We start from the raw sequence: 26,827 nt of genomic DNA on the forward strand, positions 1-26,827 counted from the left end.
GAAAATCCATTAATTACGCGAAATTAATAAATTAATGTGCAATGCATTGTGTTTAGTCTCTAAAAGGCAATCGATAATGCTATTATTTTCTATTTTTGAAGAAGATACTTTCTACTATGGGGAAAACCTTAGACGGCGTTTATAAAAACCAATCACTTATTTATAAGTATATACTCTATGTTATATCCATAGCCTGTATTGTATTTTTCTTCCCAAGAGGGGGTAAGTTCAAATATGAATTTCAGAAGGGTAAGCCATGGCAGTATGAAAATCTTTATGCACCCTTCGACTTTTCCATTAAGAAAACAGCCGATGAAATTACCGAAGAAAGAAATGCGATTGAAAGAGATCAGGTAGATTATTATAGATATGACATAATAGTTGCTACGGAAGCCTACCAGGTTTTTGCAGATAAATTTCCACTTGTTTTTAGCGCTGAAAAATTTAGTAACAGATCAAGGCGTATTTTAGAAGAAGTGGGGAAGGAGTTTCTTGATTCCGTATATACTTACGGAATTATACAAAATGTTGATGATCAAATTTCCAAAAACAGCCTGTACCTTTTAAAAGATAACGAAGCAAGGCGTTTGCAATCTGATGCACTTTACAGAATGGAAACTTTGGGTGACTCAATTACCAGGATGCTAAAAGACAAGAGGCTTGGAAATTATGACTCTGACTTTAAAACACTTTTTTTTGATGTATTACAACCCAATGTTTCTTATGACGAGGTGCTCACCAAAAGAGAATTGGAAGAAGCTATTTCTGAAATCTCTCTAACAAGAGGTAATGTAGATGAAGGTAAACTAATTATTGCAAGGGGAGAGGTAGTAGAGGCGGAGAATTTGAAAATACTGGAGTCCTTAAAAGCGGAATATGAATCGGAACTATGGACTGAAAACAACTACTATTTTATCCTCTTCGGTTACACTATTCTAGTTGCACTCGTGCTTATGATGCTGTTTTTGTTTCTCAAAAAATACAGGCCCGAAGTTTTTAGGAATAACGTAAAAGTGACCTTTATTTTCTTTAATATTTTACTCATGGTATTTATAACCACCCTTGTGGTAAAATACAATGAGGCTTATGTTTTTGTGGTACCTCTGTGTATAATGCCCTTAATTCTGAAAACATTTTTTGATGCGCGACTTGGACTTTTTGTACATGTCTTAACCGTACTTATTTTAGGCTTTGTGGTTCCCAACAGCTTTGAGTATATTTTCCTTCAGATTATAGCAGGGATTGTCACCATTCTAACGGTATCTGAACTCTATAAACGGGCCAATTTGTTTATTTCTGTAGGGCAGATAACCCTTATCTATATCATTGGCTATTTTGCTTTTCATATTATTCATGAGGGCAACCTGGATAATGTGAACTGGTACACATTCGGATTTTTCGTTTTAAATGGCATGTTAACTCTTTTTGCTCAACCACTTATCTACATCTATGAGAAAATGTTTGGTATGGTCTCGGATGTTTCCCTGCTCGAATTGTCCGATACAAATTCCAAGTTGTTGAAGGAGCTCTCCAATAAGGCTCCGGGAACCTTTCATCATTCACTTCAGGTTGCGAATCTAGCCGAAGCTTCCGCAAATGAAATTGGTGCAAATGCGATGCTGGTTAGGGTAGGGGCATTATATCATGATATTGGTAAAATGAACAATCCCACCTATTTTACTGAAAACCAGGTAACCAGTATAAATCCGCATGATGATCTGGATCCTAAAGAAAGTGCCAGGATAATTATCAATCATGTGATTGAAGGAATTGAACTTGCCCGGAAGTACAATTTACCGGACAGGGTAATCGATTTTATAAGAACACATCACGGAACCACCTTCGTGTATTACTTCTATAAAAAGCAGCAGGAATTGGATGATCCTGTGAAGGAATCAGATTTTAGATATCCGGGACCCATCCCATTTTCTAAGGAAACAGCTATTTTGATGATGGCAGATTCGGTAGAGGCAGCCTCCAAAAGTTTAAATAATCCGACATATCAAATTATTGATGAATTTGTAGAGAAGATCATTACCGGCCAGATGAATGGGAATCAATTTTTAAATGCCAATATTACATTTAAAGAGATTGAAATGATAAAGAAGGTACTTAAACAAAAATTGACCAATATCTACCATCTCAGAGTAGAATATCCTGAATAAAAGGGGTATAATTCATTTGTGATGCTTTGCTCTCATCTCTTCAAATAATTATCCAACGGCACCAACAGGTTTTTGGCAGTACTAAATTCCTGGGCGAGCGTCTGGGCTTCTGTAATCATTTCAGTCGTCAGGCCTTGAGTAGTTGAAATATTTTGTTTAGCATGGTTTTGGGGCGAGGGATCCATGGCAGCCGAAACCAGGAGCAGCGCCACGCCAGCAACCTTGTTTTCTTTCACACCCTGGCCCCGCACATAGAGCATGCCTAGATTACCAATGGCCAGCGGATCTCCCTGCGCAGAAGCTTTACGATACAATTCATTGGCTTTTACATAATCAATCTTGGTGCCACGACCATTTTCATAGAGCACCCCTAGATTGAATTGTGCAGCAGCATTCCCCTGAGCGGCAGATTTACCATACCAAACAACGGCTTCCTTCTCATCCTTACTTACACCTATACCTTGCTCATACATCAAAGCCACATTGAATTGGGAATCGGCGTGGCCGTCCTTTGCAGCTGTGAGAAACTCTTTATAAGCCAGTGGCAGGTTGTTGGCTTGATATGCCGTGATCCCAGCCTGGAAATTTGCATTTTCCATAACTTGAGCATTAGTTTCGGTAGTAAATATCATTGTGACCACGAGACTTACACATAGTGTAAGACTTTTGATTTTGAATGCTTTCATATTATATCGTTTCGAATCTCGCCCAATTTACGAATTTAGAAATAGACAACTTTCAGTCAGGATCTGGGTCGGGCGAAGTCCGGCAAATCAATTACTTTATTTTCTTGTTGAAATAACTCATTCCCTGTTGTAATAGGTTTTCCATTGACTTACTTTGAGTTTTAAAAACTCCCATTTTTCCACTATAAGCCGATAACTGCTCTTTTGATAAACAGGTGTCTAGAGAAGATTTGTCAAATATAGTATAGAAGATTTGCCTTTTTGAATTATGATTAAGGAGTAATAAACAGAAAAGGATTCCATGATAATTTGGAATAATCCAAAATGAAATGACTCTGATAATTAAATAAGACTCATTTCTGATTTTTCTGTATTTTAGTCATTTATATTTTAAGAAGAAGAGGAATGTTCTCTTAGCTCTTATAGGAAATACCAAGAGTATAATTAAGATTATTGCTATAGACTATATGGATACCAATACCCTGCATACCTCCACACTTGAGAAACTATATGGCCCCGTTGAGTGTGAAATTATTCGCCAGGATGATAAAATAAGAATTGTTCATCTTAAGGATAAAAAGGGCGTTTCAAGAACGGTAGGCGTGGTTAGGTTTTATAACACAGATCACCAACCAATTAGTGCTGTCCATAGACTTATCCTGGACGGAGGATTGTTGGGGAAAACCCTGCAGCAGTCCAAAATTGATTACAAAAAGAAAATTATAGGAAAATTACCCGTGAGATTGCCGGATTGGATAAAAAATGCCTTCATGACTGATGAAGAACATAGTATAGCCTTGATTTCAAATATTCAGATAGAGATTTCTTCCGGAGATCAATTCCTATATACCAAGATAATTGAAGTCTTGCCTCCGGAATATAGTCTGGGGCATGTTTATGATACAATTCGAAAGAAAGATATTGATGAAGACCTTCTTCCTCTTTTTGAATCGGTCGATTTAATAATTGAAAATATAATACCATAAAAAATGTATAACTGTGTAGTAATTGGAGCAGGACCAGGGGGAATAGTTGCCGTTAAAGAACTTCTGGAAAAAGGGATAAAGAATGTTTTGTGTTTGGAACAGTCTGATACGCTGGGAGGGGTTTTCTCCAATGGGTATGACAATCTTATATTAACATCTTCTGTTACTTTTAGCATGTTTTCGGATTTCTGGGTTGGTGAAGGTATGGATCATCACTTTTGGAGCAAGGATGAAGCCGTTTCCTATTGGAATTCCTATGCCGGTCATTTTGGGGTGAAAGAACACATACGGTACAGTAGTAAAGTAGCGGAAGTGGTTTCAATTGAAGAAGACCACTGGCAGATTCGACTGGCATCCGGGGAATTAATAGAAACCAAACGCCTTATTCTGGCAATAGGGAACAATAATGTTCCTAAATATCCTGAATGGCAGAAGGAACTTACCAAAGTTTCTTATTCACATTCTAGGGATTATAAAAATGCCAGTGATTTTAAGGATAAACGAGTCCTTGTCGTAGGTGGCGGGGAGTCCGGATCCGATGTAGCCTTCGAGATTTCACAAGTGGCAAAAGAATGTTGGGTAAGCTTGCGTGAATCTACAGGCTGGGTAGTTCCAAGACGGCGGGGCGGTCATGCAGCAGATGTTTCCACACATCGTGGAATTTGGGATTTACCGCGTGAATACGGTAAGCGATTGAGCCCTTTTGTACTTAAACTTGAAAGAGCAAGACAAGACCCCGTTTTTGATGCCCTGGCAGATCTCAATGAAAAAATTACTGTTGAACGTGGCATCTGGGGAATATTTGGCACCAAAACCCTGGCCTTACCTAAGGCTATTGCGCATAATGGATGTAAGGTAATGGGGGATATTACCAAAGTAGAAAAGGGGGGTGCTAAATTAACTGATGCAGAAGGTACTTGTATTGAGGATATTGATACTATCGTTTTTTGCACCGGCTACCAGAATAAAGTAGACTTTATGCCCGAAGCCCTTAAGACCTGTGATCCTCGTAAGATGTACAAACATATGTTTCATCCCGATTATGGCAACCGCATTGCCTGGATAGGATGGGCGAGACCCGGCTTTGGAAGTCAATTCCCTATAATGGAGATGCAATCCAGGTATTGTGCGTTAATTTTTAACGGTGATATGAAACTACCGGAGCCTATGGAAATGAACCGAATAGCGCAGAATGATTTGACCATATATCGCACACAATATGAGAAAAATGCAGATCGTATCCGGAGTTTAGTAGATTATCATGGGTATATGAATAGTATGGCCAGAATTATTGGCTGCAACCCACCTTTATACAAATACTTTTTCCTGCACCCAAAACTTTGGCTGCACTTAATGTATGGACCTACACAAGCAACTCAATTCAGACTACGAGGGCCCGGAAATAAAGTTGAGCTATCACATCAGATAATCAGTAAACTTCCTATTAGCACTTATAATCATATTGTAAAAGCGGGCTTGAGAGGTAGGGTAAGATATGGTCTTCGAAGATTAACACCAGGTTTTCTCCATACCAATTGAGACTATAATAAAGTCAGTAGTAGCAGGTAAAAAGAGCTAATGAAAAGAGTTTTAAATCTTCTGTTCAACATATTTTGTCTTTCCTGTCTTTGGTTACAGGTGTTGGCTCAAGAGGAATCACATGAGGCGCAAGATGATATCCCGGAACCAATGGTTTTTGATTTGGTACGTGAATTGGGAGCCAAACAGGGTGAGTTAGAGATTAATGTGCTTGCAGAATTTCCCTTGAGTTCTACTTCTTCAAGGCATATTGATTGGGCTCCGGAGATTGAGTATGCCATTTGGGATGATTTTGCAGTAGAGTTCGAACTTCCCTTTGAAGACGGCACACTGGAAGCCTTAAAGATTGCTTTGCAATATACATTTGGTGAGTCTGCATCAGGACGCTTTATCCATGGGACACAATTCATGGTTGAAAAAATAAGGAAAACAGATAAATGGGATATCAGTATGCTTTATATTCCGGCTTATAGGTTTAATGAAACATGGAGTGTCCTTGCCCTGCTTGGAGTGCGTCAACAAGTTGGTTCGGATTCCCAAAATAAAACCACGACCCTTCTTCTAAATGCAACAATTTTTGCTGAGATTACGGAACGCACCTCCCTGGGATTGGAGTTTAATAATTCAGACCCGGGGGATTTCGATGAAGGTGAAGAATTAGAGTTGCTAATAATGCCACAAATACAAATCCAATTTTCTGAACATTGGTCTTTACAGACTGGCCTAGGCGCAGAATTTACTGAAGAAGGGGTTAATGCCACGGCTGCTTTACGAATGATTGCGGAATTTTAGAAGTATTTATAGCTTGATCTAGGATCAAATATTGATTATTTTCTCCTTCTTAGCTTTAATGGATGGTTCTTCTTTTTTCTCATTTACAAAATACATATCCATCATCCCTTTGTTTTTAACGTGTATTTGCCCCCTGTGCTCACAATTATAACGATCCCTAATAAGCAAATAGGTACTTTGGGATACATTTACTTTGCCTGGCTCTGATAAGGACTCCATACGAGCCGCTACGTTCACCGTATCTCCCCAGATGTCATAGGCAAATTTTCTGGTTCCCACCACACCGGCAATAATGACTCCCGTATTGATACCAATACGGACATCAAAAGGAACAATATCCTTAGGAGGTTTAAGTCTAGTTTCTTCCATCACCTGAGCAATTTCGAAAGCGGCCTGGACCATTTTATATGGATGGTCTTTGGTAGGAAAGGGTAATCCCCCTGCGCACATATAGGCGTCTCCAATCGTTTTAATTTTTTCAAGATCGTATTTTTCCATTATCGCGTCAAACTTTGAAAAATAATAATCCACAGTTTTAACAAGTAACTCCGGCGATAAATTTTGAGAATAACTGGTAAAGCCCTTAAAATCAGTAAACATTACGGTCACCGACTCAAATTTTTTAGCTTTTACCTTTCCGTTCTGTTTTAGTTCCAGGGCGGTCTCATCCGGAAGGATATTTAATAGCAGATTTTCAGATCGGTTTTTCTCCTCCTCGATGATCTTATTTGTTTTCTTCACATAACGGTACCGTTTATAGGATCCTACAGCAAGCATAAAGACTAAAAGCAGCCCCAAAACAGTTCCGTAGATGACATACTTCTGCCGTTTGGCCTGTAAGTCAGCAATTTGCGCTTCCTGTTCTAACAACCCTATTTCATCCTCTTTCTTTTCAAGGTCAAAATCGAATTGTAGCCCACGGATCTTATCATCAGTTTCCACATTAAACAAGGAGTCCTTTGCCGCAATCAATTGTGTTTGGTACTTAAAAGCATTGGTATAATCTCCCTGATTGGCATAGGCTATGGATAAACCTTCAAAAATATCCTTCAATTCAAATTTGGTACCCATTTCATTGGCTAAGGATTCCGCTTCTTTAAACGTGTTCAATGCCTTTGTAAAATTATCGTTTTGATATACTTTACCAAGTTCAATCAGAGTCTGAACCATTTGAAGTTGTTGGTTATTCTTCTTCGCAATTTGAAAGGCTTGGTCCAGATAAGATATAGCCTTCGATTTTTCACCCATTTTAAATTCAACGATACCCAATTTGGTAAGGTTGTCCGTATTATCGGCTGTATTTAGAGTTAACGGCAGTGCATCCTCATAGTATTTCAATGCTTCCCTGTAATTACCCTGCAACAGGTAGATCTCACCCTCACCCATTAAATAGGAGGTGGTTATTTGGGGCTCGTTCAATGCAGGCAAATACTGTGGGATCCGGTTAAAGTATTCCAAGGCCTTGTCGTAGTCATTGGGGGTGTCACCATAAACTCCACCAATATTTAATAAAGCTGAGGCAATACGCAATGTGTCCTGTATTTTTTCTGCAATACTTAAAGATCTCAGATAATAATCGATGGCCTTCGAATTACTTCCCTGGCTGTAGTAAACCGCTCCTAAATTATTCGCCATGTTCGCTATTCCCTGGCTATCCTCAATGGCTTCAAAAATTTCAAGAGATTTTGTCCAGTGATCCAGTACCTCCATATAATCCCCCTGATAATAATAGGCCATCCCAATATTCTTCTCCGCATACGCCTTGCCTTTTAAATATCTCAACTCATCAGCAAGTTCTCCGGCTTGCCGGGACACTTGCAGTGATCCTGAAATATCCTCCTCCTGAAGGATTGCAACACTCAGAGCGTTCAGGTTGTTTACCTGAGTTGAATCCCCAGACCCTTCCTGAACCATCCTCTTAAGGCTGTCTATTTGTGATTCCTGAGAAACCAGGCCTCTTGTCACAAATAATGCTGCCAACAAAAAGGCTACAAAGAATGTTTTATTTCCCGCTTTACTCATATCGGTTCCTAGAATTAGTCTTTTACCACCGTATAAACGTTCACATCGTCCTTGGTAGTAATCCTTATAAAATACATTCCCTGTGGGTAGTCAGTCATATCTATTTCATGTGTAATTGGACTATTTCTGCCATCTAAGGTGGTGTTAAGATATAAAATCCCGAAAATATCAAAGATATCCAGGGTAACCACCTCGGAAAAGTTCTGATCAATATACAAAATTCCATTCACCGGATTCGGGTACAAAATGAAAGATGAACCCGCACCAGTAATCCCGGAATCACACCTGCCGGAATTGGCATTGGCATTAGAAGTCGTAGAACTTTTATGTGTGCTATCCCTGCTGGTAAGTTCCCACTTTAATGTATTCCCATCAAAGCGTATTTGGAAAGTGCCTTGCCCGGGTAAAAAGATAAAGGGCAGTTCCCCAATAGCGGTTAGCGCAGCAGGCCCGGTCAACTGATTCTCTGGCCCTTCGGCGATATAAATGGTTTCGTCATTTGGATTCTCGTAGCGGTAATGAGCAATATAGTTGAGGCCATTTGGACCGCCAAAATCTTCTTCCACACAGTCTAGATACGTTCTTATTTTACGTAAATTGTTACCAGTAGGATTAACATAAATTACCCCTATACGATCATACTCATTTACATAATTCTGAGCGTTTGTGATCGTGATAAAAAAGATTCCTGTATCACCTGGGGTATAAGCTTCTCCATTTTCATTTTCAAAGATATATGGGATGCCCTCAGGGAATACATCTTCCTGGGTTTCATCATACGCATACCCTTGAATGATAGTGTTAATCAAAGAGGTATCTATGGTTGTCCCCTGATCGATTATCAGATCTCCGGTTTCAATAGTTAATGTAGCCGGATTTACCATAATGGTACTGGAATCATACGTTATATTCAAATTGGCTCCTATGGGGGCAAACATGGCTCCGGGATAGGAATAATTAAATTCTGGTGAAGGTGTTACGTCGAGCCCCGTGATAAGATTTACCGAATAGAATGTAGACACACTTCCCCCGCTTTCGGAATCATCATCGGCATGGAGAACTGCAAATACCGGAGAATAATCATTTCCATCCTCTGCACCTCCTAAGTCACCATTATTTACTACTGCTTTGAATCTGTTTTCAAAAAACACTTCTCCCGTTAAGAGATCTTCTCCGTTTACTACGGCTTTAAATCTGTTCACGACTGCTTTAAATCGGTTTTCTATATAATTCTCCAGATCCTGTACATCAAGATCAATTAGATCCATTTCATTTACAACAGCTTTAAACCTATTATTAATGGTGTTTTCTGTGGCCATCCAACTACCTCCATCCAATAAATCCAAAAATGTTTCTGTGTTCACAACGGCTTTAAATCGGTTGATCAAAGCCAGCGTATTGTCCTCAAAAAAGGTTGTACTGTGTGCCTGTGAAATTGTGGCCAGGAAATCTGTATTATTGGTTATTCCCGTAGGATCGTATAGATAATTCAAATTCAGGTTAATAGCCTCCCCATATGTTGTAACCACGGGTTCAGGAACAATTACGAGATCCTTTTTAGTAACCGTAAACGACCCGCTAATAAAATTAACCAGATAGCCTTCCAAAGCAGTTAATTGTTCATCAGTGGCATTTTCCAAATCAAATTCTGGGAAAACACGGTAGTTAGCCACTTTTGGATAAGGTGGGACGGCCGCTGTGGTATACACAATATTTGGGAGATCTACACCAATTTCAACATCTTCCGGAAGTCCCTCTACTGTATAACCAAACTCGTAGTCTTGCCCATATTCAATAATCGAATCATTGGCTATCACATTGATAGCCAGTATCCCTTCGTCTAGCAAATAGATGGCATTAGATTTGCCTCCATCTGTTCCCAGTGGTACCGTAGAATTTGTAAAGACGGTCACCGGCTCATTACCAGTAAACGGACCTACCAGGGCAACTATTTCATTTTCATCTACCGAGATAATTTCTAATTCTTCATCGTCTCCATAGAGCACTTTGGGAGCTTCAGGGAAATATGCCCCATTTAAGGAAAGGACTAAGGTGTCTGCACTGATAACTCCTCCTTCTTCAGAAGTAAATTCTGTTGTAAATCCTGTTATAACCCCGGTTTGGGTTGCTATTTGATTAAAAGCATTAGCGGCGTTAATGACCCCGGCACCTACCTGGTCTGGATTACCGGCCGGGGTTGCCGTATCTTTAAATAGTTGAAGCATATCCACAGATTCTGTCCCATACCAGGATGGTACCGCAGATTTCATTAATGCAAAGGCCGCTGCCACATGTACCACAGAAGCGGAAGTACCAAAAAAGTTCTTAAACTCGTCTCCATCTACCGGTATCCCAGCAACCTCATTCTGCCCAATGGTCAGTACATTGGTATTCACCCCGTCAAAAGACGCCAAAACGGCTTCAGTACTACTGCCGTCCGGCAGTGTTCCTGCAAAGGAAGAGAATGTCTGAGGTTCGGGACTTTCCGCTTTACGAAAATCTACCGCACCAATGGCCAAAGCTTCTGGAGTCATCTGATGTCCCATAATGGTAGAGGCACCATCAAAATGCTCTAATACCTGGAGTCTATTTGCTACGAAAATGATATACCTGAAGGGTAATGAACCCGGGTTTCCGTTGGCACTGGTGATCAGGAAATTAGCCTCTCCATCTGCGGTGGCCCTAAAAGTTATGTACTCAATAGGATCTCTAGCGTCATCATTAATCTCATCTTCACCGTCATTATAGTAATTATTGCCGACGAGCAATCGTTCCTGATGGTCTACGACCCAAAAATCTAAATCATTTGCCGCACCTAGTGCGTTATCCTGAGAGGCAAAGTTTTCGGCCCATTGCATGACGATCATATAGGTTTCTCCACTCTTTACACTAAATCTTTGATAAATATCTTCGGAGCCATCAGAGGTTCCAAACACATGGGCCACGGCATCCGGATCTGTTACAAAATCGGGGATGTTGTTACCATCAGATGCTTGAAAAATAGCCTGGTAGGCATTATCATAAAAATTGCCGGCAGAAGTGAAGTAGTAGTTATCATTTGCAGTAAATGCCTGGATAGCTTTTCCAATATTGCTTATTCCAAACATAGGTTCCCCCGGAAAGGTTAAATCATCGACTCCAATAGTATTCTCAGCGGCACCCAAATTTTGAATACCTAACTCAAAATCCCTTGGAGACAAAACTCCTGTACGAAAGGCGAGGCTGGCACCCGGTGCTATATCATGGGCTATATGACCCATGGCCCTGCCCTCGTCAGAGATTGGACTAAAGGTATATGGATAATCTTTAATGACATTAACGGGCGTGTCATACCCATTGGGGTTACCTATACCTTCTATACCCGGCAGATCTCCGTTCCCCACATCTATTGCTTCATTGGTAGGCTGTCCCGGTTCTGGTGGGTTAGCATCCCAGCTATTGGAGAACAATACTATATTTACACCGGTACCGTCTACTGGCCGGCTATCCCCACCCGGGGTAACGATCCGGAAAGATTCTCGTACTATGCTGGTAGTTTGGGTGCTGTCTCCCTGAGTGATGGCATCCCCTGTTTCTTCCAGTTTGCCGGATGTGAATGGTGTATAAAGGGCCTGTGCTGATTTAATGATGTCGAAATAATCAGTTAAGGCAGGCAAAGGTGGGTTAGGCGGAGTGGGTGGCAGAATTTTGTCAATTGGGAAAAATACGTCAATTGCTGCCAATTCTTCTGAAATGATCACAGCTGGATCTATAATAAAATCAGAATTCAGCGGGTTTGGATCATAGTTCAATCCAAAGATACCTTCTAATACATCAATTACTGCCTGTGTCTGTCCATCAAAGGGTATAATTTGTATCAGTACTTTCTCATTTGCATTGATCTGATAAATAATGTCGGATGGAATGTCACCAGCTGTTCCTGCGCCCAATGAGATGAGTTCCGGACTTACAAAGCCTACAGTTTTTCCATTTCCTGGCCCAATTATAGGAACAATAAAACTATCTGCTTCGCATACAGGGGAATTAAGGGTGGCCCTTATTTTAGTTTCATAGGTTCCACCGAACGCCACGGTCCATTTGGCATGTCCATTATCTGCAAAAACCACTGACAATATGTTGTCATGCGTTCCTGGTTCAAACGAAGTAATACCAGGAATCTTCTGTATTCCATTAAATTCTGAATCCTCTATATTATCACTTAAATAGATATAGCTGTCCTCCTGGTCTACTGTTATGGACTTGTTTGTGGGATTGGTATAACCAAAATTGGCTAGATATAGCCCATTTCCAATATCCTCTGCACAGGTGAATAGAATAACATCTTTATTACCACCCCCGGGACCGCCTTTTCCTTTTTGTGCTGTTACTGGCAATGCCATACAAAATAACACTGCAAAAAGGCCCATAGCTTTAAGCAAAGCTGCTAACCCAAATGGTGTACGATTAATATGTTCCATAATTATTGTGTAAAAGTGCTTCATTAAGCAAATTAGTTTTGTTAATGTAATACAAGATGCATATCTGACACATCCTATTTCTTTGGGGGAAATATTCCTTAAGGTAAGACCAATACTGTATTACAGGCTTTGCCTGTTATTGGATTGCACCTTGCCATACCATGTAATTAAATAATCCAGAAGCTATAGTCAGAAGATATATTCTAATGCTAGCTATCTAATTATACTTAGGTTAATTTAAAGATAGATAAGAGGTACAACTAAGATACAATTAAAAAACATTATCATTTAGTTATCACAAATTCATGCAAAATCCGGGGAGGACTATTGATAGCCAAGATATTAATAAAATCAGATGATGACACCTAATTCCTGTAATAAGGGGATAAAATGCCGCAATTTTAGGATTATCTGCATAATTATGATTCATTTCTAGTGAGATGCAAAAAATGGATGATGAATATTATTTTATTTACATTTTTATGCACCTATAAAACCCTTTGGCTTTTTATCCTGATAGCCTAGCATCAATTCATAAAATTTTTACCCACCGCATAGGCGAGATAAAGAATTACCAAAGCCAGGCCTTCGTGTTTCTGTATCCCTTTTTTTCGTATTAAAAACCAAACGAAAATGATGCTATAGATAAACAGTATTGGGAGGTCGAATCTTAGAATATATTGATCCACCTTTATGGCTGAAATCTGAGAACCAAGGCCCAGAGGAACCAAAAGGTCAAAGATATTGCTCCCAACAATGTTCCCAACGGATAAACTTGTCTGACCTTTCGATAAGGCATTTAAGGAGATAGCGAGTTCAGGCAAACTGGTGCCTAATCCAATAATGACTGCTCCAATGAAGGATTGACCCACACCCCAGTTTTCAGCGATTACAATAGCCTGTTCAATGGCTACATGGGAGCTAAGGATTACAACACCTAAACTTCCTGCCAACAAGGCAATTTGAAACCAGATCCCAAAGGTGGATTTTTCTACCTCTGGAGTAGTTTTTTTACGCACCTTGCGTTCCCGTTGCAAAAGCGTGTAGATATACAATAAGAAGGCCATAAGCAGCAAGGCACCATCATTCCAGGTAATTATACCGTCATAGGAAACAAGCGCCAACAAAATTACCGAACCAATAAGCTCAGCTCCCATTTGCCGCGCCTGGATCTTACCAATATGCACAAAATAAAATAATGCGATAACTCCAACAATGATACTGATCTGGCATATGGAACTACCAATGGCATTGCCGGTCACCACCCCCGATACATCAGTACCCGCCAAATTAAAAAAAGCTCCCTCTATCGCCACAACCAGTTCAGGAAGGTCTGTCCCGAAGGCAAGTATGGTAAGTCCGATGAATAACTCGGAGATCCTGAAGCGTCGGGCAATTTTTATGGCATATTTTACCGTGAATTCCGTGCCCAGCCACAATCCGAAAACACCTAGAACTAAAATGGCAATGTCACTCATTGATACTATCTTGGTTTTTCAAAATTAAGGGTCGTAACAAGGATGAACAATGACTGAAATCATTGGTGAACCTTTGTCTTTATGATACCTTGTGATGTAAATAAATCCGGAGTGGTTTAACCTCTCCAACCAAGGTCAATTCCATATTAATTTATAGGGTGCCAGATGATCAGTAAAATATTTTCCATAGGGGTTAGCCATATTATCGAACTTTTGAAGAGCGACGGGCATAAAGGGCTGGACAGCAAGGAGGTACAAAATAGAATTGCCCGCTTTGGCAAAAACCAAATCCCGGAGAAAGGCCCAAAAAAGAAGCTATTTGTCCTGGCAGATCAATTCGTGGATCCTATCATCTATATCCTGTTGGTAGCCTTCTTATTAGCGCTACTCCTGGGCGATTGGCCCGAAGCCGTGGCCATCTTAGTGGTTATTTTGATTACTGTTGGTATCGGTTTTTTTATGGAGCTGCAGGCAGTGCGTGCCCTGGAAAAGCTCCGTAAAATTGGGCAGGTACTCACCCGTGTTATCCGGGATGGCCAATTGCAGGTAGTGAAGGCTTCCGGACTGGTTCCGGGAGATCTCCTGGTTCTGCATGCAGGTGACATCATCTCCGCAGATGCCCGTTTAATTGAGGTAAAACGTTTGAAGGTAAAAGAAGCTGCCCTGACAGGTGAAAGCCAGGATATTGAAAAGAATACCGTAGCACTCCCCCAGGACACCTTACTTCATGAGCGTACTAATATGGTCTACAAAGGCACATTTGTGGTCAGTGGATCCGCCAAGGCAATAGTAGTTGCAACCGGTGCGAATACAGAACTCGGCCAAATTCAGTTGTTAAGCCAGAAGGCAGAGAAAGGGCTAACTCCCATAGAAAAAAAACTCGGCCAACTGAGCAGATGGCTTATAGGATTCACCATCTTATTGACCTTCCTGGTCATAGTCTCCGGAATTCTCAGCGGGATGGACCTGATGTTCATGATACAAACCGGACTCGCCCTGGCTGTTGCGGCCATTCCCGAAGGTTTACCCATTGTTGCTACTATTGCCCTTGCCAGAGGCATGCTACAACTCTCCAAAAAACAAGTGGTTATCAAAAAGCTGGAGGCAGTTCATACCCTGGGGGCCACCAATATTATCTGTACCGACAAAACCGGAACGCTCACTGAAGACAAACTGGCCGTTCATACCCTCGCCTTTGCCGGGAAACAGGAATACGAAGTCGGTAAACAACAGGATGCCTTAAGACTACTGGCTTCAAGGCGACGGGATTTAAAGCAGATGATTACCACAAGTATCCTGTGTAATGAAAGTCCTGCTAAGTTGGAAGATCGCTTTGGAGAAAGTATTGATGTTGCCTTGCTCGATTTTGCAGACAAGATGCAATACGATCCGGTAGCGGTACGAAGGGAACGGCCCCAGGTTCTGTCTATGCCTTTCGATACAGAGCGTAAATACATGGCCTCTATCAACCGCAATCCTAAAAATGGCCATACCCTTTATGTAAAAGGGGCTTTTGAGGAGGTGGTAGCCTATTGTGACAAAATAATTACCAATGGTCATGTGTCTGCATTTGAGGATAAAGCAGGCTGGTATCAATTGGTAGACGAAATGGCCTCACAGGGATTCCGTACCCTGGCGATGGCCTATAGGGACCATGACAAAATACCTGAAATGGACGCCCTCCTGGAAGGATTGACCTTCATAGGGGTTATCGGCTTTATTGATCCGGCACGTACCGATGTCAAAGATACCATCTCCGTATACAAAAATGCGGGTATCAAGGTAGTGATGATGACGGGGGATCATCCGGGTACTGCATGGAAAATTGCTCAGGAAATTGGCTTAATGGAAGAAGGAGACGGAAAGGATCAGCTGATTCACAGCAGTGAAATTAATCGGCTGTTGAAAGGAGATCAACGCCAACGGAAACGCTTATTGCATACCAAGGTTTTTGCGAGGGTTACCCCAAAGGAAAAACTGCAGTTGGTCAAGTTCTTCCAACAAAACAATAACACAATTGGGATGTTAGGCGACGGGGTAAATGATGTTCCGGCCTTGCGGAAGGCAGATATCGGTATCGCAATGGGCATACGGGGAACAGAAGTAGCCCGGGAAGCCGCCGATATCATCCTGAAAAATGACCGATTCACAGCCATGGAACTGGCAATAAGACAGGGCAGGTTGATTTTTGAGCATATTCGTCAATTTGTAGTCTATCTCTTATCCTGTAATTTAGCCGAGATTGTCTCTGTGGGTGTAGCCGCTATTGTGGTGCTCCCGGCTCCGTTACTTCCGTTACAGATTCTATTTCTCAATCTGGTGACTGATGTTTTTCCCGCATTGGCCCTGGGCTTTGGTAAAGGAGAAGAGGACCTGATGAATCAACCCCCCAGGAAGCCTACAGAACCTATTATGACCCGGGAATTGTGGATTACCACGGTAATTTGCGGGATGAGTATCACCCTCGCTGTGTTGGGGATAACAGCATATGCCCACCTTTGGTTGCAATTGTCTCCCATGGAGATTAACAACATGGCCTTTTACACCCTGGTTGTGGGTCAATTACTAAACATATTTAATATGCCGTTGAGGAAATCGTCCTTCTTTTCTAATGAAGTAACCAAAAATCCCTGGGTATGGGCAGCCTTAATCTTATGCACCCTGATAGTATTAATATCGAACCTCATCCCTATTGTGGCGGAAATCCTTTCCCTTGTGCAATTAACACTTCAGCAGTGGGGTATTATTGCCGTTTTTGGGTTTGGCTCGCTGCTACTAACACAACTTGTAAAACGCCTGGGGGGTACCGTTTGAATTTGATTTAATATGCGAATTAAGGGGTATAAAATACTTCTTATCAAAGATCTCAAACCCGATATATCAAGGATTATTTAAGGTTTTCCTTTGCAAGCCCTTGATGAATTCAAAGAAAGGTTCAATCTTAAAACAAAAAGACCAAACAGGTATAATAAGATCATTGCAAAAAGCAAAAACTCTAATTACTGTTATCTGCGGTTATTTTAGTTGGCATTATGATAACGATCAACTAATTATCACTGACCGGGGTTGTTGCATTTTCCTAGCCTGATTCATTCAAAAAAAAACATTAAAGAACAGGAAAGATGTTTCTTTTTTTAATCAACATTCTCTTTTTCAAGAGGAATTACTTTCGGTTTTGAAACATTTGTTTTTCTACGTTTAAAACCCACATACGAATCCCTTCCTTTTTTGAGTGAGCGCGCCCTTGAAACGATAAACCAAGTCAAAGGAATAACCCCGCCGAACAGAAAAATACTGGCCCCAATCCCGCGCATCCACGTTAGGGATTCAAATGCTGAACTGGTGATAAAATCGTTGGATCGTGCATACCATAGACCATGATCCAATACAGATTTAAATTGAATAGCCCCTGCTGGGAATAAGTCCAATACTACCATAAGCATTAATCCCGCATTTATAGACCAAAAGGATGTTCTAACAATATTTCTATTCCACCTACCAGGCCTTAATAAAATTTTCGACGCGAATAGCATTGCCGCCAATGAAATATTGCCGTAAACCCCCATTAATGCGGCATGTGCGTGATTTATGGTGAGGTAAGTGCCATGTTCAAAAAAGTTCATGATGGGTAGGTTCACAATAATCCCTAAAACACCAGCTCCGAAAAAGTTCCAGAAATTCATAGCTATCAGAAATAAGAATACCTCGGGAAATGCGAAATCCGCAATATCCTGCTTATCTCCATTTTTTCCGTTCAATCCATTGATCGACATCCGGGGCATATTTTTAAATCGCCAAGCTTCCACAGTCAATAAAATCAAGGGGACAAACTGTAGGGTTGAAAATACACTTCCTAAAGCCATGGTCGCAACAGGTTTCGCATTCCAATAAAAGTTATGCGAGATACCCAAAAGACCTGTACCAAGGAATAACAAGGTTGCAATATAAACCACCCGTATGGCGGCCTGGCGACTTACCAATCCCATTAAAACCATTAAATAACTGACAATAACCGTAACAAAAACCTCAAAAAATGCTTCTACCCACATATGTATCACCATCCATCTCCAGAAATCGGCAATCACGAAATTTGTTTCTGGCTGGGCGACGAATCCTGAAAGAAAAAGTACTGGAATGCCCAGGACCGAATACATGATCCAGTTGGGTAGATTCCATGGTTGCTTTTTAATGAAGGCCGGCCGTACTCCTCTGTAAACAACAACGGCCCATAGCACAAAAATAACCATTAGCAAGCCTTGATATATTTTGCCAAAATCAACAAATTCCCAGCCTTGATGGCCCAACAAATACCACCAATCCCCCAATAACCCTAATGGACCCAATACCATTCCCAACAAAGAGCCACCCACTAATATGAAAAGTAAGACAAACAACAAATTGATCAAGGGCAACTGACTTTTCATCTCTTTTTTCGTCATTATTGGAATAATAAATATGGATGAAGCTATCCAACAGGTCGAAATCCAATAAAGCGAAAGCATTAAGTGCCAACTACGGGTAATCGTTATAGGTACCTCGGCAGAAATATTGATTCCTGCAAACCCTAAAAAATCAACAAACTCGTTTAGGGTAACAACGCCACTTAAAACCTGGATTAGAAAAAGAATAATTGCCACGAAAAAGAATTTGAATGACGCCCTTTGGGTCTTTGTAGGTGTAAAATTATTAATCTGTTTAAATGTCAAAAACCCGGAGGTACCCTGTTTGAAAAACTTATTGGGCAATTGATTATATTGACCTATAAAATAAAGCACAACTCCACAGGCCAAAACAAATGCTAAAAGACCAAGAACGCTCCATAGAATTACCGGAGAAGTGGGATTGTTTCCTGCATCGGGATCAAAAGGCCAATTATGCGTATAACTAAATTCCGACCCTGGTCGTTTTACACCACAGACCCATGCCCCCCAAAAGAAAAAATCGCTTAAGGCTTTAACCTCATCCCTATCGGTAATATACCCGGGTGGCGGAAAAGAATCTTCCGTATTCGAATCTATAAAAACATTGGTGTAATATTCCCTTAATCCTTTTAAAGCAAACGTTTGGGCATCCGACAATATTACTATATTCTTTTCTTCATCATATTTGTTGTCTTTTATTTCATCCTTTACATTTTCTTTTATGATTTTCAACTCCATGTCCGAGGGTGTACGACCATTTTCACGTTCAAATTCATTCACTCGGAATTCTGCCATAAATAACACGACTTGATGCAATGCCTCTGCCGTATAATCGGGTCCACGTTGCGCACCATCCCCAAAGTAGGACCCGTATTCCATTAAGGCATATTTATGAAATACAATTTGGCCATCTTCAAGAGTTGTCCGGGTTATTAAATTTTCACCCGAACTCGTCTGAAAACCTGTCATTGGAGGTGCGTCATTATACGTTTGAAACCCGATCATTCCCACTCCTGCAAGACTGATGATAAGGATAAACAATAAAGGGGCCCACCAGTTTTTGGTCTGCATAAAATAATTCAGACTTCTTTTAGTATTGTTTTGGAAAAGATTTTCTTCCTTCATGGGATTGATTTGACATATTAAACATAACAAGCGAGCTCAAAGGAAGAAATAGGCCAAGTACCAAACAATGTTCTATAACATATCAAAACATGTTATAGAACAGCCGTGACACCATAACCAATCACATTAAGGTACCCGTCGATACGTTACCGAGAGAATTATAGAAATGAAGAAATATCTTGAAGTGAATATCGAGGCGGCCTTGATTTAAGAATATTCCACTCTACCAATTTGGGTCGGACCACACTTATCGCCCGAAGACACTGATGTCATTCAGTGCTTTTAAGTTTTTGATTTTTATGTCCCGTTGATCTATTTCTACAATATTTTCTTGGGAAAATGAAGAAAGAACCCTTATGGCATTCGAAGTGGTCATATTGGAAAGAGCCGCCAGATCCGACCTTTTTAATGGAACGTTCAAAGTCTCATTGTCTGGGAGCATGCCATAAATTTCATTCACCAAAAGGAGCGCATCCGCCAAACGGGCACGGATGTGTTTGTGGGATAAATTGACCATTCGGTTATCCGTTTCGTTCAGTTCACGTGCCAGTAATCGAATGATCTTAAAAGCCAAATGCTTATTGTCCCCGACTATTTTAAAAAAGTCGTTTTTATCGATTATGCAGACCGAAACATCTTCCAGGGCAATGGCAGAGTCCAAAAAAACGTTTTCCTGCATCAGAGCCCTAAAGCCAATAAAATCTACAGGCTTTCTTAATGACAAGATTTGTTCCCTTCCATTCGTACCCGTTCTTGTGATTTTTATCTTTCCTTCATTCAAGCAAATCAAGCCTGGGGATTTAGTACCTTCTTTACAAATATTTTCTCCAGCCTTATAGGAAACCCTGTACCTGTTCTTGTTTAATGCCTCTAGTTCTTCATAGCTTAATTCGTCAATAAGGGAATGTTTGCGCATGCTACAATTCATACAGGAGTTATTTCCGGTATCAGGTGATATACAGGGATGGGTTTTGACTGGCATAAGCAACTCGAAATAATTTAGACTAATATACGAATTGCCATAAAACAATTATTGGGATTATCTAATAATGTTAGAGGAATACTTCACGAGATAAAATTTGTAGTAATTGAAAATAATGACAGAGATAACCTTACTGGGGCATAATTTTAGATACCAATTATGCTAATACTGATACTCTTTTAATAGTTAATATTACTGGTGAAATATCCGAGATTTAACTCAAGACAACCGACGAGCTTGCTAATAAAATGGATTTAGAAATAGTAGTCAATCTTACGAAGAGCTAACCACAGATGTAAATGATTTTATTGCTAAACTGGTTGAACTTGATGATAATGATTCACTATGGGATTATATCAGTGAACTACCTGCCATTTCCATTTTTTGTACTTTTAATGGACCTTCTGCTTTAAGTGATCGCGACAGATTACCTTTGGTTTTCCTTTGCAACCCCATGTGAAAATAGGACCGAGCGTTAAGAAAATGTCCGGTGGACATTTTTAGTGAAGGGGCCAGGCGGCGCGTTGGCCTTTTGCTCTAATTTATTAACAGGATTACCTTCGGTTTTCCTTGACTCTCAATGTTGCAAATAAGAAACCATGGGCTATCGCCTTAATTCTTTGTTTTATTCTGAAAGTTTGAGCCAGCTCAATTTCTCCATAAAACAAAGAACCATACTCGTAGAGTATGGTTTCTTAAGTGTCGTGATCGCGACAGGATTACCTCATTACATTCGGTTTTCCTTTGCAACCCCATGTGAAAATGTAAAGTCCAACCGCTGGCGCTGCTGTTTTATTTTATTCCAGGACTGAAAAGCTACGCGCTTTCCATCCTTTCACAAAACAAAAATCCATCACTTGGGTGATGGACTTTACGCTTTAAGTGATCGCGACAGGATTACCTTTGGTTTTCCTTGACTCTCAATGTTGCAAATAAAAAACCATAGGCTATCGCCCTAATTCTTTGTTTTATTCTGAAAGTTTGAGCCAGCTCAATTTCTCCATAAAACAAAGAACCATACTCTTAGAGTATGGTTTCTTAAGTGTCGTGATCGCGACAGGATTACCTCATTACATTCGGTTTTCCTTTGCAACCCCATCTGAAAATAGAAAGGCCAACTGCTGGTGCAGTTGTTTTTTCATTTCAATACATTTACAAAACCCTGCGGCTTTTGACATTTCTTAAAATAAAAAAATCCATTACTCGCGTAATGGACTTTCTGCTTTAAGTGATCGCGACAGGATTCGAACCTGTGACCGTCTGCTTAGAAGGCAGATGCTCTATCCAGCTGAGCTACGCGACCCTACAAAATACTCGATTATTTTGCGGGGCAAATATACTAATGTATTGTTTAGAATAAAACTTATTACAAGCAATATTTAACGAACACAAAAAGTCATATATATCTGGTTATAACCAATAAAATTGCAAAAAGATATTGAACAAAGATATTATGAGCCACAAAATTCATTACTCAGAGTATGTATTTATAGATATAAGTAACTTGAATATCATTTTGACTTTAAATTGAGTTCAGATATCCAGCACATTTGGAATCTGCGCCAAGAATATATTTGTGACATAGTAATGCACTATTTTAGAGTTTTTCTTTTAGAAATAAATTACATTTATAACCGAGATTCAGAACTTTTTTTGCACAATTTCCATCTAGCGCTAAAGTGTAGGGTTTAGACTTTTATATGGGTTTGAATAAATACCTGTTTTATTAATGAAAATGCAAGATAAAATTATTAAGTACCGCTTGTTAATTGTAATAACCGCTATAGTTATTACCCTACTTTCTTTGCTGCTAATTCCAAGACTTCAGGTAAATTCTAATGTAGACGATTATGTCCCCGATACTATAAAAAATAAGGTACACCTCAAAGAGCTGGATAGCATTTTTGGTGGAAGTGAGATGATATTGCTGATGTTGCATTCAGAAGATGTTGTTAATGCAGCTACCTTGAAAAGACTTGAATCACTTGCTACCGATTTGAGTGAACTGGAAGGCTTAGATCGAATTATTTCTCCTTTTAGTGCACAGGAAATTTCAATTGAGGATGGATTCATGTCTATGACACCTTTCTTTGAAGAAATTCCGGATAATCAGGCCGATTTTGAATCTTTAAAGAAAAGAATTGCGGGTAACAGCATGACCAACAGATTTTTTTCTGAAGATTTTAGCCTTGTTTCCTTAGTGCTCATAAAAAACACCAGGACTCCCGATAATATTATAGATGATATAAAAGAAATTATAGCTGATCATCCGGGATCAGAAGAAGTCCTTTTAGGTGGTTTACCCTTTATCCGATATTCTATTGAGGGAAATATACTTGCTGATTTGATTGTATTACTTCCCATTGCCATGTTCCTTATGGTATTTATGCTATATTTTTCATTTAAAGAATGGAAAGGGGTGTTTATGCCCTTTCTGATTGTTCTTATGAGCATTATTCTCTCCTTTGGATTGATGGCCTTTTTAGGCTGGAAGATTTCGCTATTCAGTATTCTAATGCCCATCATGATTATCGCGATAGCCAATGATTATGGTATTCATCTAATTGCACACTACCAGGAATTGGCGAGAGCTGAGGAAAAGCTTTCGATGAAACAAATTTGTAAGCAAATTTACGTTGACCTTAAAAAACCAATTTTTATTACGGGTATAACCACTATTGGCGGAATACTGGGGTTGCTTAGCCATACCATGATGCCTGCTGCCGAATTAGGTGTGCTTACTGCAATTGGTATAGGTTTCGCCCTAATATTGAGTCTTTGGTTTTTACCCGCAATGCTATCATTTTTTAGGCCAAAGCGACGGGAATCTGGATTGGAACCAAAAAAAGCCCCCATTCTTGAGCGGTCGCTCGTGAGCATGGGCAATTGGGTGACCTTACATCCAAAACGGATTATTGCTATTTCCATAATCGTAACCGTGATTGGAGTGGCTGGAGTATTTTTATTAAAAGTTGACACCAATGTTGAAAGTTATTTTTCTGCTAAGTCAGAAGTTGGTCGATCTACAAAATTGATAAATGAAAAATTTGGAGGCTCACAGTTTATCTCTGTACTTTTTTCAGGTGATGTTCTCTCTACTGAGGTGATGAAAAGGATGGAGGTCTACGAAAAGGAAATAATAAAAGACCCGGCAGTAGGGCTTGTAAGTTCTCCTGTTTCGCTTGTAAAAGAATTAAGCAAAGGTTTTTATGAGCCTGAAGAAGAGGGGTATAATGAAATCCCGGAATCTTCGGATGAAATATACCAGTTGATTGAAGTCTTTTCAATGGGTGGGAATGAAGATGATATTTCTCAATTTCTGGATTATAACTATGAAAATGCACGAATATTAATAAGCCTTAAAGACGGCAGTAATAGTGCCAACAAAAGGGTACTGAAAAAAATTAATACACTTATAAAAGATGATCCGAATGCCCGCTATGCCGCCGGAGCCGGACTTACGGAAATTGAATTGGCAGATATGGTTGTAAAGGGTCAAATCAAGTCATTGATTTTTGCCCTGGCCGTGGTTTTTATCATTTTAAGTTTTGTTTTTCATTCCCCTAAGGCAGGATTGCTCTCCACATTACCAATTACCATTGCCATATTAGTATTATTTGGGTTAATGGGTATATTTGGCATAGCTCTGGATATAGCTACTGCCTTATTATCATCAATTATGATTGGTGTAGGAGTAGACTATACCATTCACTTTTTGTGGCGCTTTAAAACAGAACGATCCAAGGGGCATGATCATAAAGAGGCTGTTCGTATAACCCTCAACACATCGGGTAGGGGAATTATAATCAATGCACTTTCAGTTATAGTGGGCTTTATGCCGCTTATTTTATCCAATTTCACCCCTTTAAAGTTTTTTGGAGCACTGATTGTCATTTCAATTACTGCCTGTCTGATTAGTTCTCTATTTTTGGTTCCGGCCATCGTAATTATAACCAAGCCAAAATTTCTTGAATAATAATGAATCCATAAATCTTAAGGAAAGAACAGTAAATAATTAAGTCATAAATAATATTTGGAACGGTACTTGAATTGTATAATAGTTCAGTATGAACTTATTTCGAATATTATATAAGGAAGAGTAATTATTTTTTCTAAATAAATGTGCTAATTTTGCCCTTTATGATAAAGCTTAAATTATTTGTATTTTTCCTGTCATTTTGTTTGCCTGTTATGGGCCAGAATAGTGCTGAGGAAATTTTTGAAAAGGCCGCGGATCAGCTCCTGACTCAAAATTTGGAACTGTCTCTCGAGATAAAGGAGATAGCAAGTAATGGAAAGTCAAAAGACAAGCAATACGATGTTCTTATTGCCAAATTTGGAGGTATGGAAAAGACTAAAACAGTAGTTCAGCAGCCAGTCAAATTAAAAGGGATTACCATTGTTATAACAAATTATCCTGATGAACCAGGATTGATAGAAATATTTACTCCTGCCAATGGGAAAATCAGAAAGATGAAGGCTACCTCTAAAAATATGGATTTAGTTAATTCCGGGGTGTCTATTTCTAATTACACCTCAAAAGATCGCGATCAATTGAGTTTCGCTTTTAATGGGAATGAGGAATTTGAGGGCAAATCCTGTTATAAATTGCAGGTCAATGATGTTTTGGACCTTGAAAATGGCAAAACTGAATATTTAATTGAAGAAAATACGTATCATATTTTAAAAATTATAGCCTTTAATAAAGACGGAACAAAAAAAAGTATTACAACCTATTCCGATTTTCAGGCAATTGGGCAACTCAAAGGAAAAATCCAACCTATGTTTATGGTTAATAAGGAACTTAAAAAAGCTAAGCACAACGAAATAAAAGTTTTGAAAATTAATGCCAGGCCCGATTTAAAGGAAGAAAATTTTATTATTGAAACAGCTATCAACTAAATAGAAATAGGCTTAACTCATGCAAAACAACCTATCATGTCTATAAAGAAATCTATTTTAAAGCCAGATGAGATGGCCGCCCTTTTAAAACTAAAATTTGGGGGTAAGAACATCAATAGTCATCATAAAAATAGCAATATAAAAAAGGATTATAACCTGGCTTATTGCTATGATACTCTTGATAAAGTGTCAAGATCATTTGCCGCGGTTATTCGTCAATTACCGGAGGAGATAAGTGACGTTGTTTGTCTTTTTTATCTTATACTCAGAGGGCTGGACTCCGTAGAAGATGATATGGATTTATCCTATGAAGATAAGATTCTTTTGCTTAGGGAGTTTTACACAAAAAACTTTGAAAGGGGCTGGAAACTTGAAAATGTAGGAGACAAAGCAGAATATCGCGAACTGCTCGCCAATTATGATAAGGTGATTGAGGCGTTTTTAGCACTTGATGTTAAATACCAAAATATTATTACAGATATCTGTCAAAAAATGGGGTCTGGAATGGCAGATTTTGTAGAATCCAAAATAACTACTTTAGAGGATTACAATCTTTATTGCCATTATGTTGCCGGATTGGTTGGAATTGGATTATCTGAACTTTTTGCAGCCTCCGAAATAGAGAGCAAGGAATTGGAATCTAAAGACAAATTGGCAAATTCCATGGGCCTCTTTTTGCAGAAAACCAATATAGTCAGGGATTATAAGGAAGACATGGACGAAAACAGAATTTTTTGGCCGGAAGAGGTATGGACCTTATACAGTCCCACATTTGAAGGTTTTTCCTTAAACCCAAATAAATCGGAATCTCTTTCGTGTCTCAATCATATGGTAAATGATGCGCTTTCCCATGCCACAGACTGCCTGGATTATTTAAAAATATTAACAAACGAACGCGCATTCAGATTTTGTGCTATCCCCCAGGTGATGGCAATTGCGACATTGGCCGAAGTTTATAATAATCAGAAGGTTTTTACGGAAAATGTAAAAATCAGAAAAGGACTTGCGGCAAAACTGATACTAAGTGCCGGTTCTATTCAGGAGGTAGTAAAGATTTACAAAGAGATGGCCTCTGCGATCGCCAAAAAAATTCCACATGGATTTCCAAATTCTGAGGAGACTTTGGAGCTGGTGGAGAAAATTAACGCTTATTGTGAGTTGGCCCTGGCTGAAACCTATAAATCCCCTGAAATTGCTTAGGGCTTTATGAAGTACATTATGGAGATTTAAACTAAATTCTAAATATTAAACACTAAAATTTATCGGCGGATA

The 26,827-nt window shown here is 39.6% G+C and carries 14 protein-coding genes and 1 tRNA gene; 8 read left to right on the plus strand and 7 right to left on the minus strand.

Annotated elements, in window-relative coordinates:
• Positions 1 to 116: 116 nt before the first annotated feature.
• A complete protein-coding gene (locus ABJH90_RS16710; RefSeq protein ID WP_348140393.1) occupies positions 117 to 2,165 on the plus strand; it encodes an HDIG domain-containing metalloprotein in 2,049 nt (682 codons plus the stop codon).
• 32 nt (positions 2,166 to 2,197) lie between these two features.
• Here the strand turns inward: ABJH90_RS16710 and ABJH90_RS16715 are convergent, their stop codons facing one another.
• Positions 2,198 to 2,851, minus strand: coding sequence for a tetratricopeptide repeat protein (locus ABJH90_RS16715; protein WP_348140131.1), 654 nt, complete (start codon positions 2,849 to 2,851; stop codon positions 2,198 to 2,200).
• Between the two features lie 467 nt (positions 2,852 to 3,318).
• On the opposite strand from ABJH90_RS16715, the gene ABJH90_RS16720 reads away from it, so the two are divergent.
• Genes ABJH90_RS16720 through ABJH90_RS16730 form a run of 3 tightly spaced genes read left to right on the plus strand, consistent with a single transcriptional unit; the run spans position 3,319 to position 6,168 of the window.
• Positions 3,319 to 3,837 (plus strand): hypothetical protein, encoded by a 519-nt coding sequence (locus ABJH90_RS16720; protein ID WP_348140133.1) that lies wholly within the window; start codon positions 3,319 to 3,321, stop codon positions 3,835 to 3,837.
• 3 nt (positions 3,838 to 3,840) lie between these two features.
• Positions 3,841 to 5,376, plus strand: coding sequence for an NAD(P)-binding domain-containing protein (locus ABJH90_RS16725; RefSeq protein WP_348140135.1), 1,536 nt, complete (start codon positions 3,841 to 3,843; stop codon positions 5,374 to 5,376).
• A 39-nt stretch (positions 5,377 to 5,415) separates the two neighbouring features.
• The gene (locus ABJH90_RS16730) at positions 5,416 to 6,168 is read left to right on the plus strand and encodes a hypothetical protein (RefSeq protein ID WP_348140137.1); all 753 of its coding nucleotides are present in this window, start codon (positions 5,416 to 5,418) and stop codon (positions 6,166 to 6,168) included.
• Between the two features lie 24 nt (positions 6,169 to 6,192).
• Here the strand turns inward: ABJH90_RS16730 and ABJH90_RS16735 are convergent, their stop codons facing one another.
• From ABJH90_RS16735 to ABJH90_RS16745, 3 genes are all read right to left on the minus strand, one after another.
• Positions 6,193 to 8,190 carry an adenylate/guanylate cyclase domain-containing protein gene (locus ABJH90_RS16735; protein WP_348140139.1) on the minus strand — a complete coding sequence of 666 codons (1,998 nt, stop codon included), beginning with the start codon at positions 8,188 to 8,190 and terminating at the stop codon, positions 6,193 to 6,195.
• 14 nt (positions 8,191 to 8,204) lie between these two features.
• Positions 8,205 to 12,671 (minus strand): T9SS type A sorting domain-containing protein, encoded by a 4,467-nt coding sequence (locus ABJH90_RS16740; protein ID WP_348140141.1) that lies wholly within the window; start codon positions 12,669 to 12,671, stop codon positions 8,205 to 8,207.
• 503 nt (positions 12,672 to 13,174) lie between these two features.
• Positions 13,175 to 14,125, minus strand: coding sequence for a calcium/sodium antiporter (locus ABJH90_RS16745; protein WP_348140143.1), 951 nt, complete (start codon positions 14,123 to 14,125; stop codon positions 13,175 to 13,177).
• Between the two features lie 165 nt (positions 14,126 to 14,290).
• On the opposite strand from ABJH90_RS16745, the gene ABJH90_RS16750 reads away from it, so the two are divergent.
• A complete protein-coding gene (locus ABJH90_RS16750; RefSeq protein ID WP_348140145.1) occupies positions 14,291 to 16,939 on the plus strand; it encodes a cation-transporting P-type ATPase in 2,649 nt (882 codons plus the stop codon).
• Between the two features lie 320 nt (positions 16,940 to 17,259).
• Here ABJH90_RS16750 and ABJH90_RS16755 read toward each other — a convergent pair whose 3' ends face one another.
• The 3 genes from ABJH90_RS16755 to ABJH90_RS16765 form a co-directional block, all read right to left on the minus strand.
• Positions 17,260 to 19,671, minus strand: coding sequence for a cbb3-type cytochrome c oxidase subunit I (locus ABJH90_RS16755; RefSeq protein WP_348140147.1), 2,412 nt, complete (start codon positions 19,669 to 19,671; stop codon positions 17,260 to 17,262).
• A gap of 247 nt (positions 19,672 to 19,918) precedes the next feature.
• Positions 19,919 to 20,587, minus strand: coding sequence for a Crp/Fnr family transcriptional regulator (locus ABJH90_RS16760; RefSeq protein ID WP_348140149.1), 669 nt, complete (start codon positions 20,585 to 20,587; stop codon positions 19,919 to 19,921).
• A gap of 1,295 nt (positions 20,588 to 21,882) precedes the next feature.
• Positions 21,883 to 21,956, minus strand: a tRNA-Arg gene (locus ABJH90_RS16765).
• A 432-nt stretch (positions 21,957 to 22,388) separates the two neighbouring features.
• On the opposite strand from ABJH90_RS16765, the gene ABJH90_RS16770 reads away from it, so the two are divergent.
• The 3 genes from ABJH90_RS16770 (at position 22,389) to ABJH90_RS16780 (ending at position 26,755) form a co-directional block, all read left to right on the plus strand.
• Positions 22,389 to 24,629 carry an MMPL family transporter gene (locus ABJH90_RS16770; protein WP_348140151.1) on the plus strand — a complete coding sequence of 747 codons (2,241 nt, stop codon included), beginning with the start codon at positions 22,389 to 22,391 and terminating at the stop codon, positions 24,627 to 24,629.
• A 164-nt stretch (positions 24,630 to 24,793) separates the two neighbouring features.
• Positions 24,794 to 25,555, plus strand: coding sequence for an outer membrane lipoprotein-sorting protein (locus ABJH90_RS16775; protein ID WP_348140153.1), 762 nt, complete (start codon positions 24,794 to 24,796; stop codon positions 25,553 to 25,555).
• Between the two features lie 36 nt (positions 25,556 to 25,591).
• The gene (locus tag ABJH90_RS16780) at positions 25,592 to 26,755 is read left to right on the plus strand and encodes a squalene synthase (RefSeq protein WP_348140155.1); all 1,164 of its coding nucleotides are present in this window, start codon (positions 25,592 to 25,594) and stop codon (positions 26,753 to 26,755) included.
• Positions 26,756 to 26,827: the final 72 nt, after the last annotated feature.

It is taken from the genome of Eudoraea sp. (assembly GCF_039969275.1).
Taxonomy (GTDB): domain Bacteria; phylum Bacteroidota; class Bacteroidia; order Flavobacteriales; family Flavobacteriaceae; genus Eudoraea.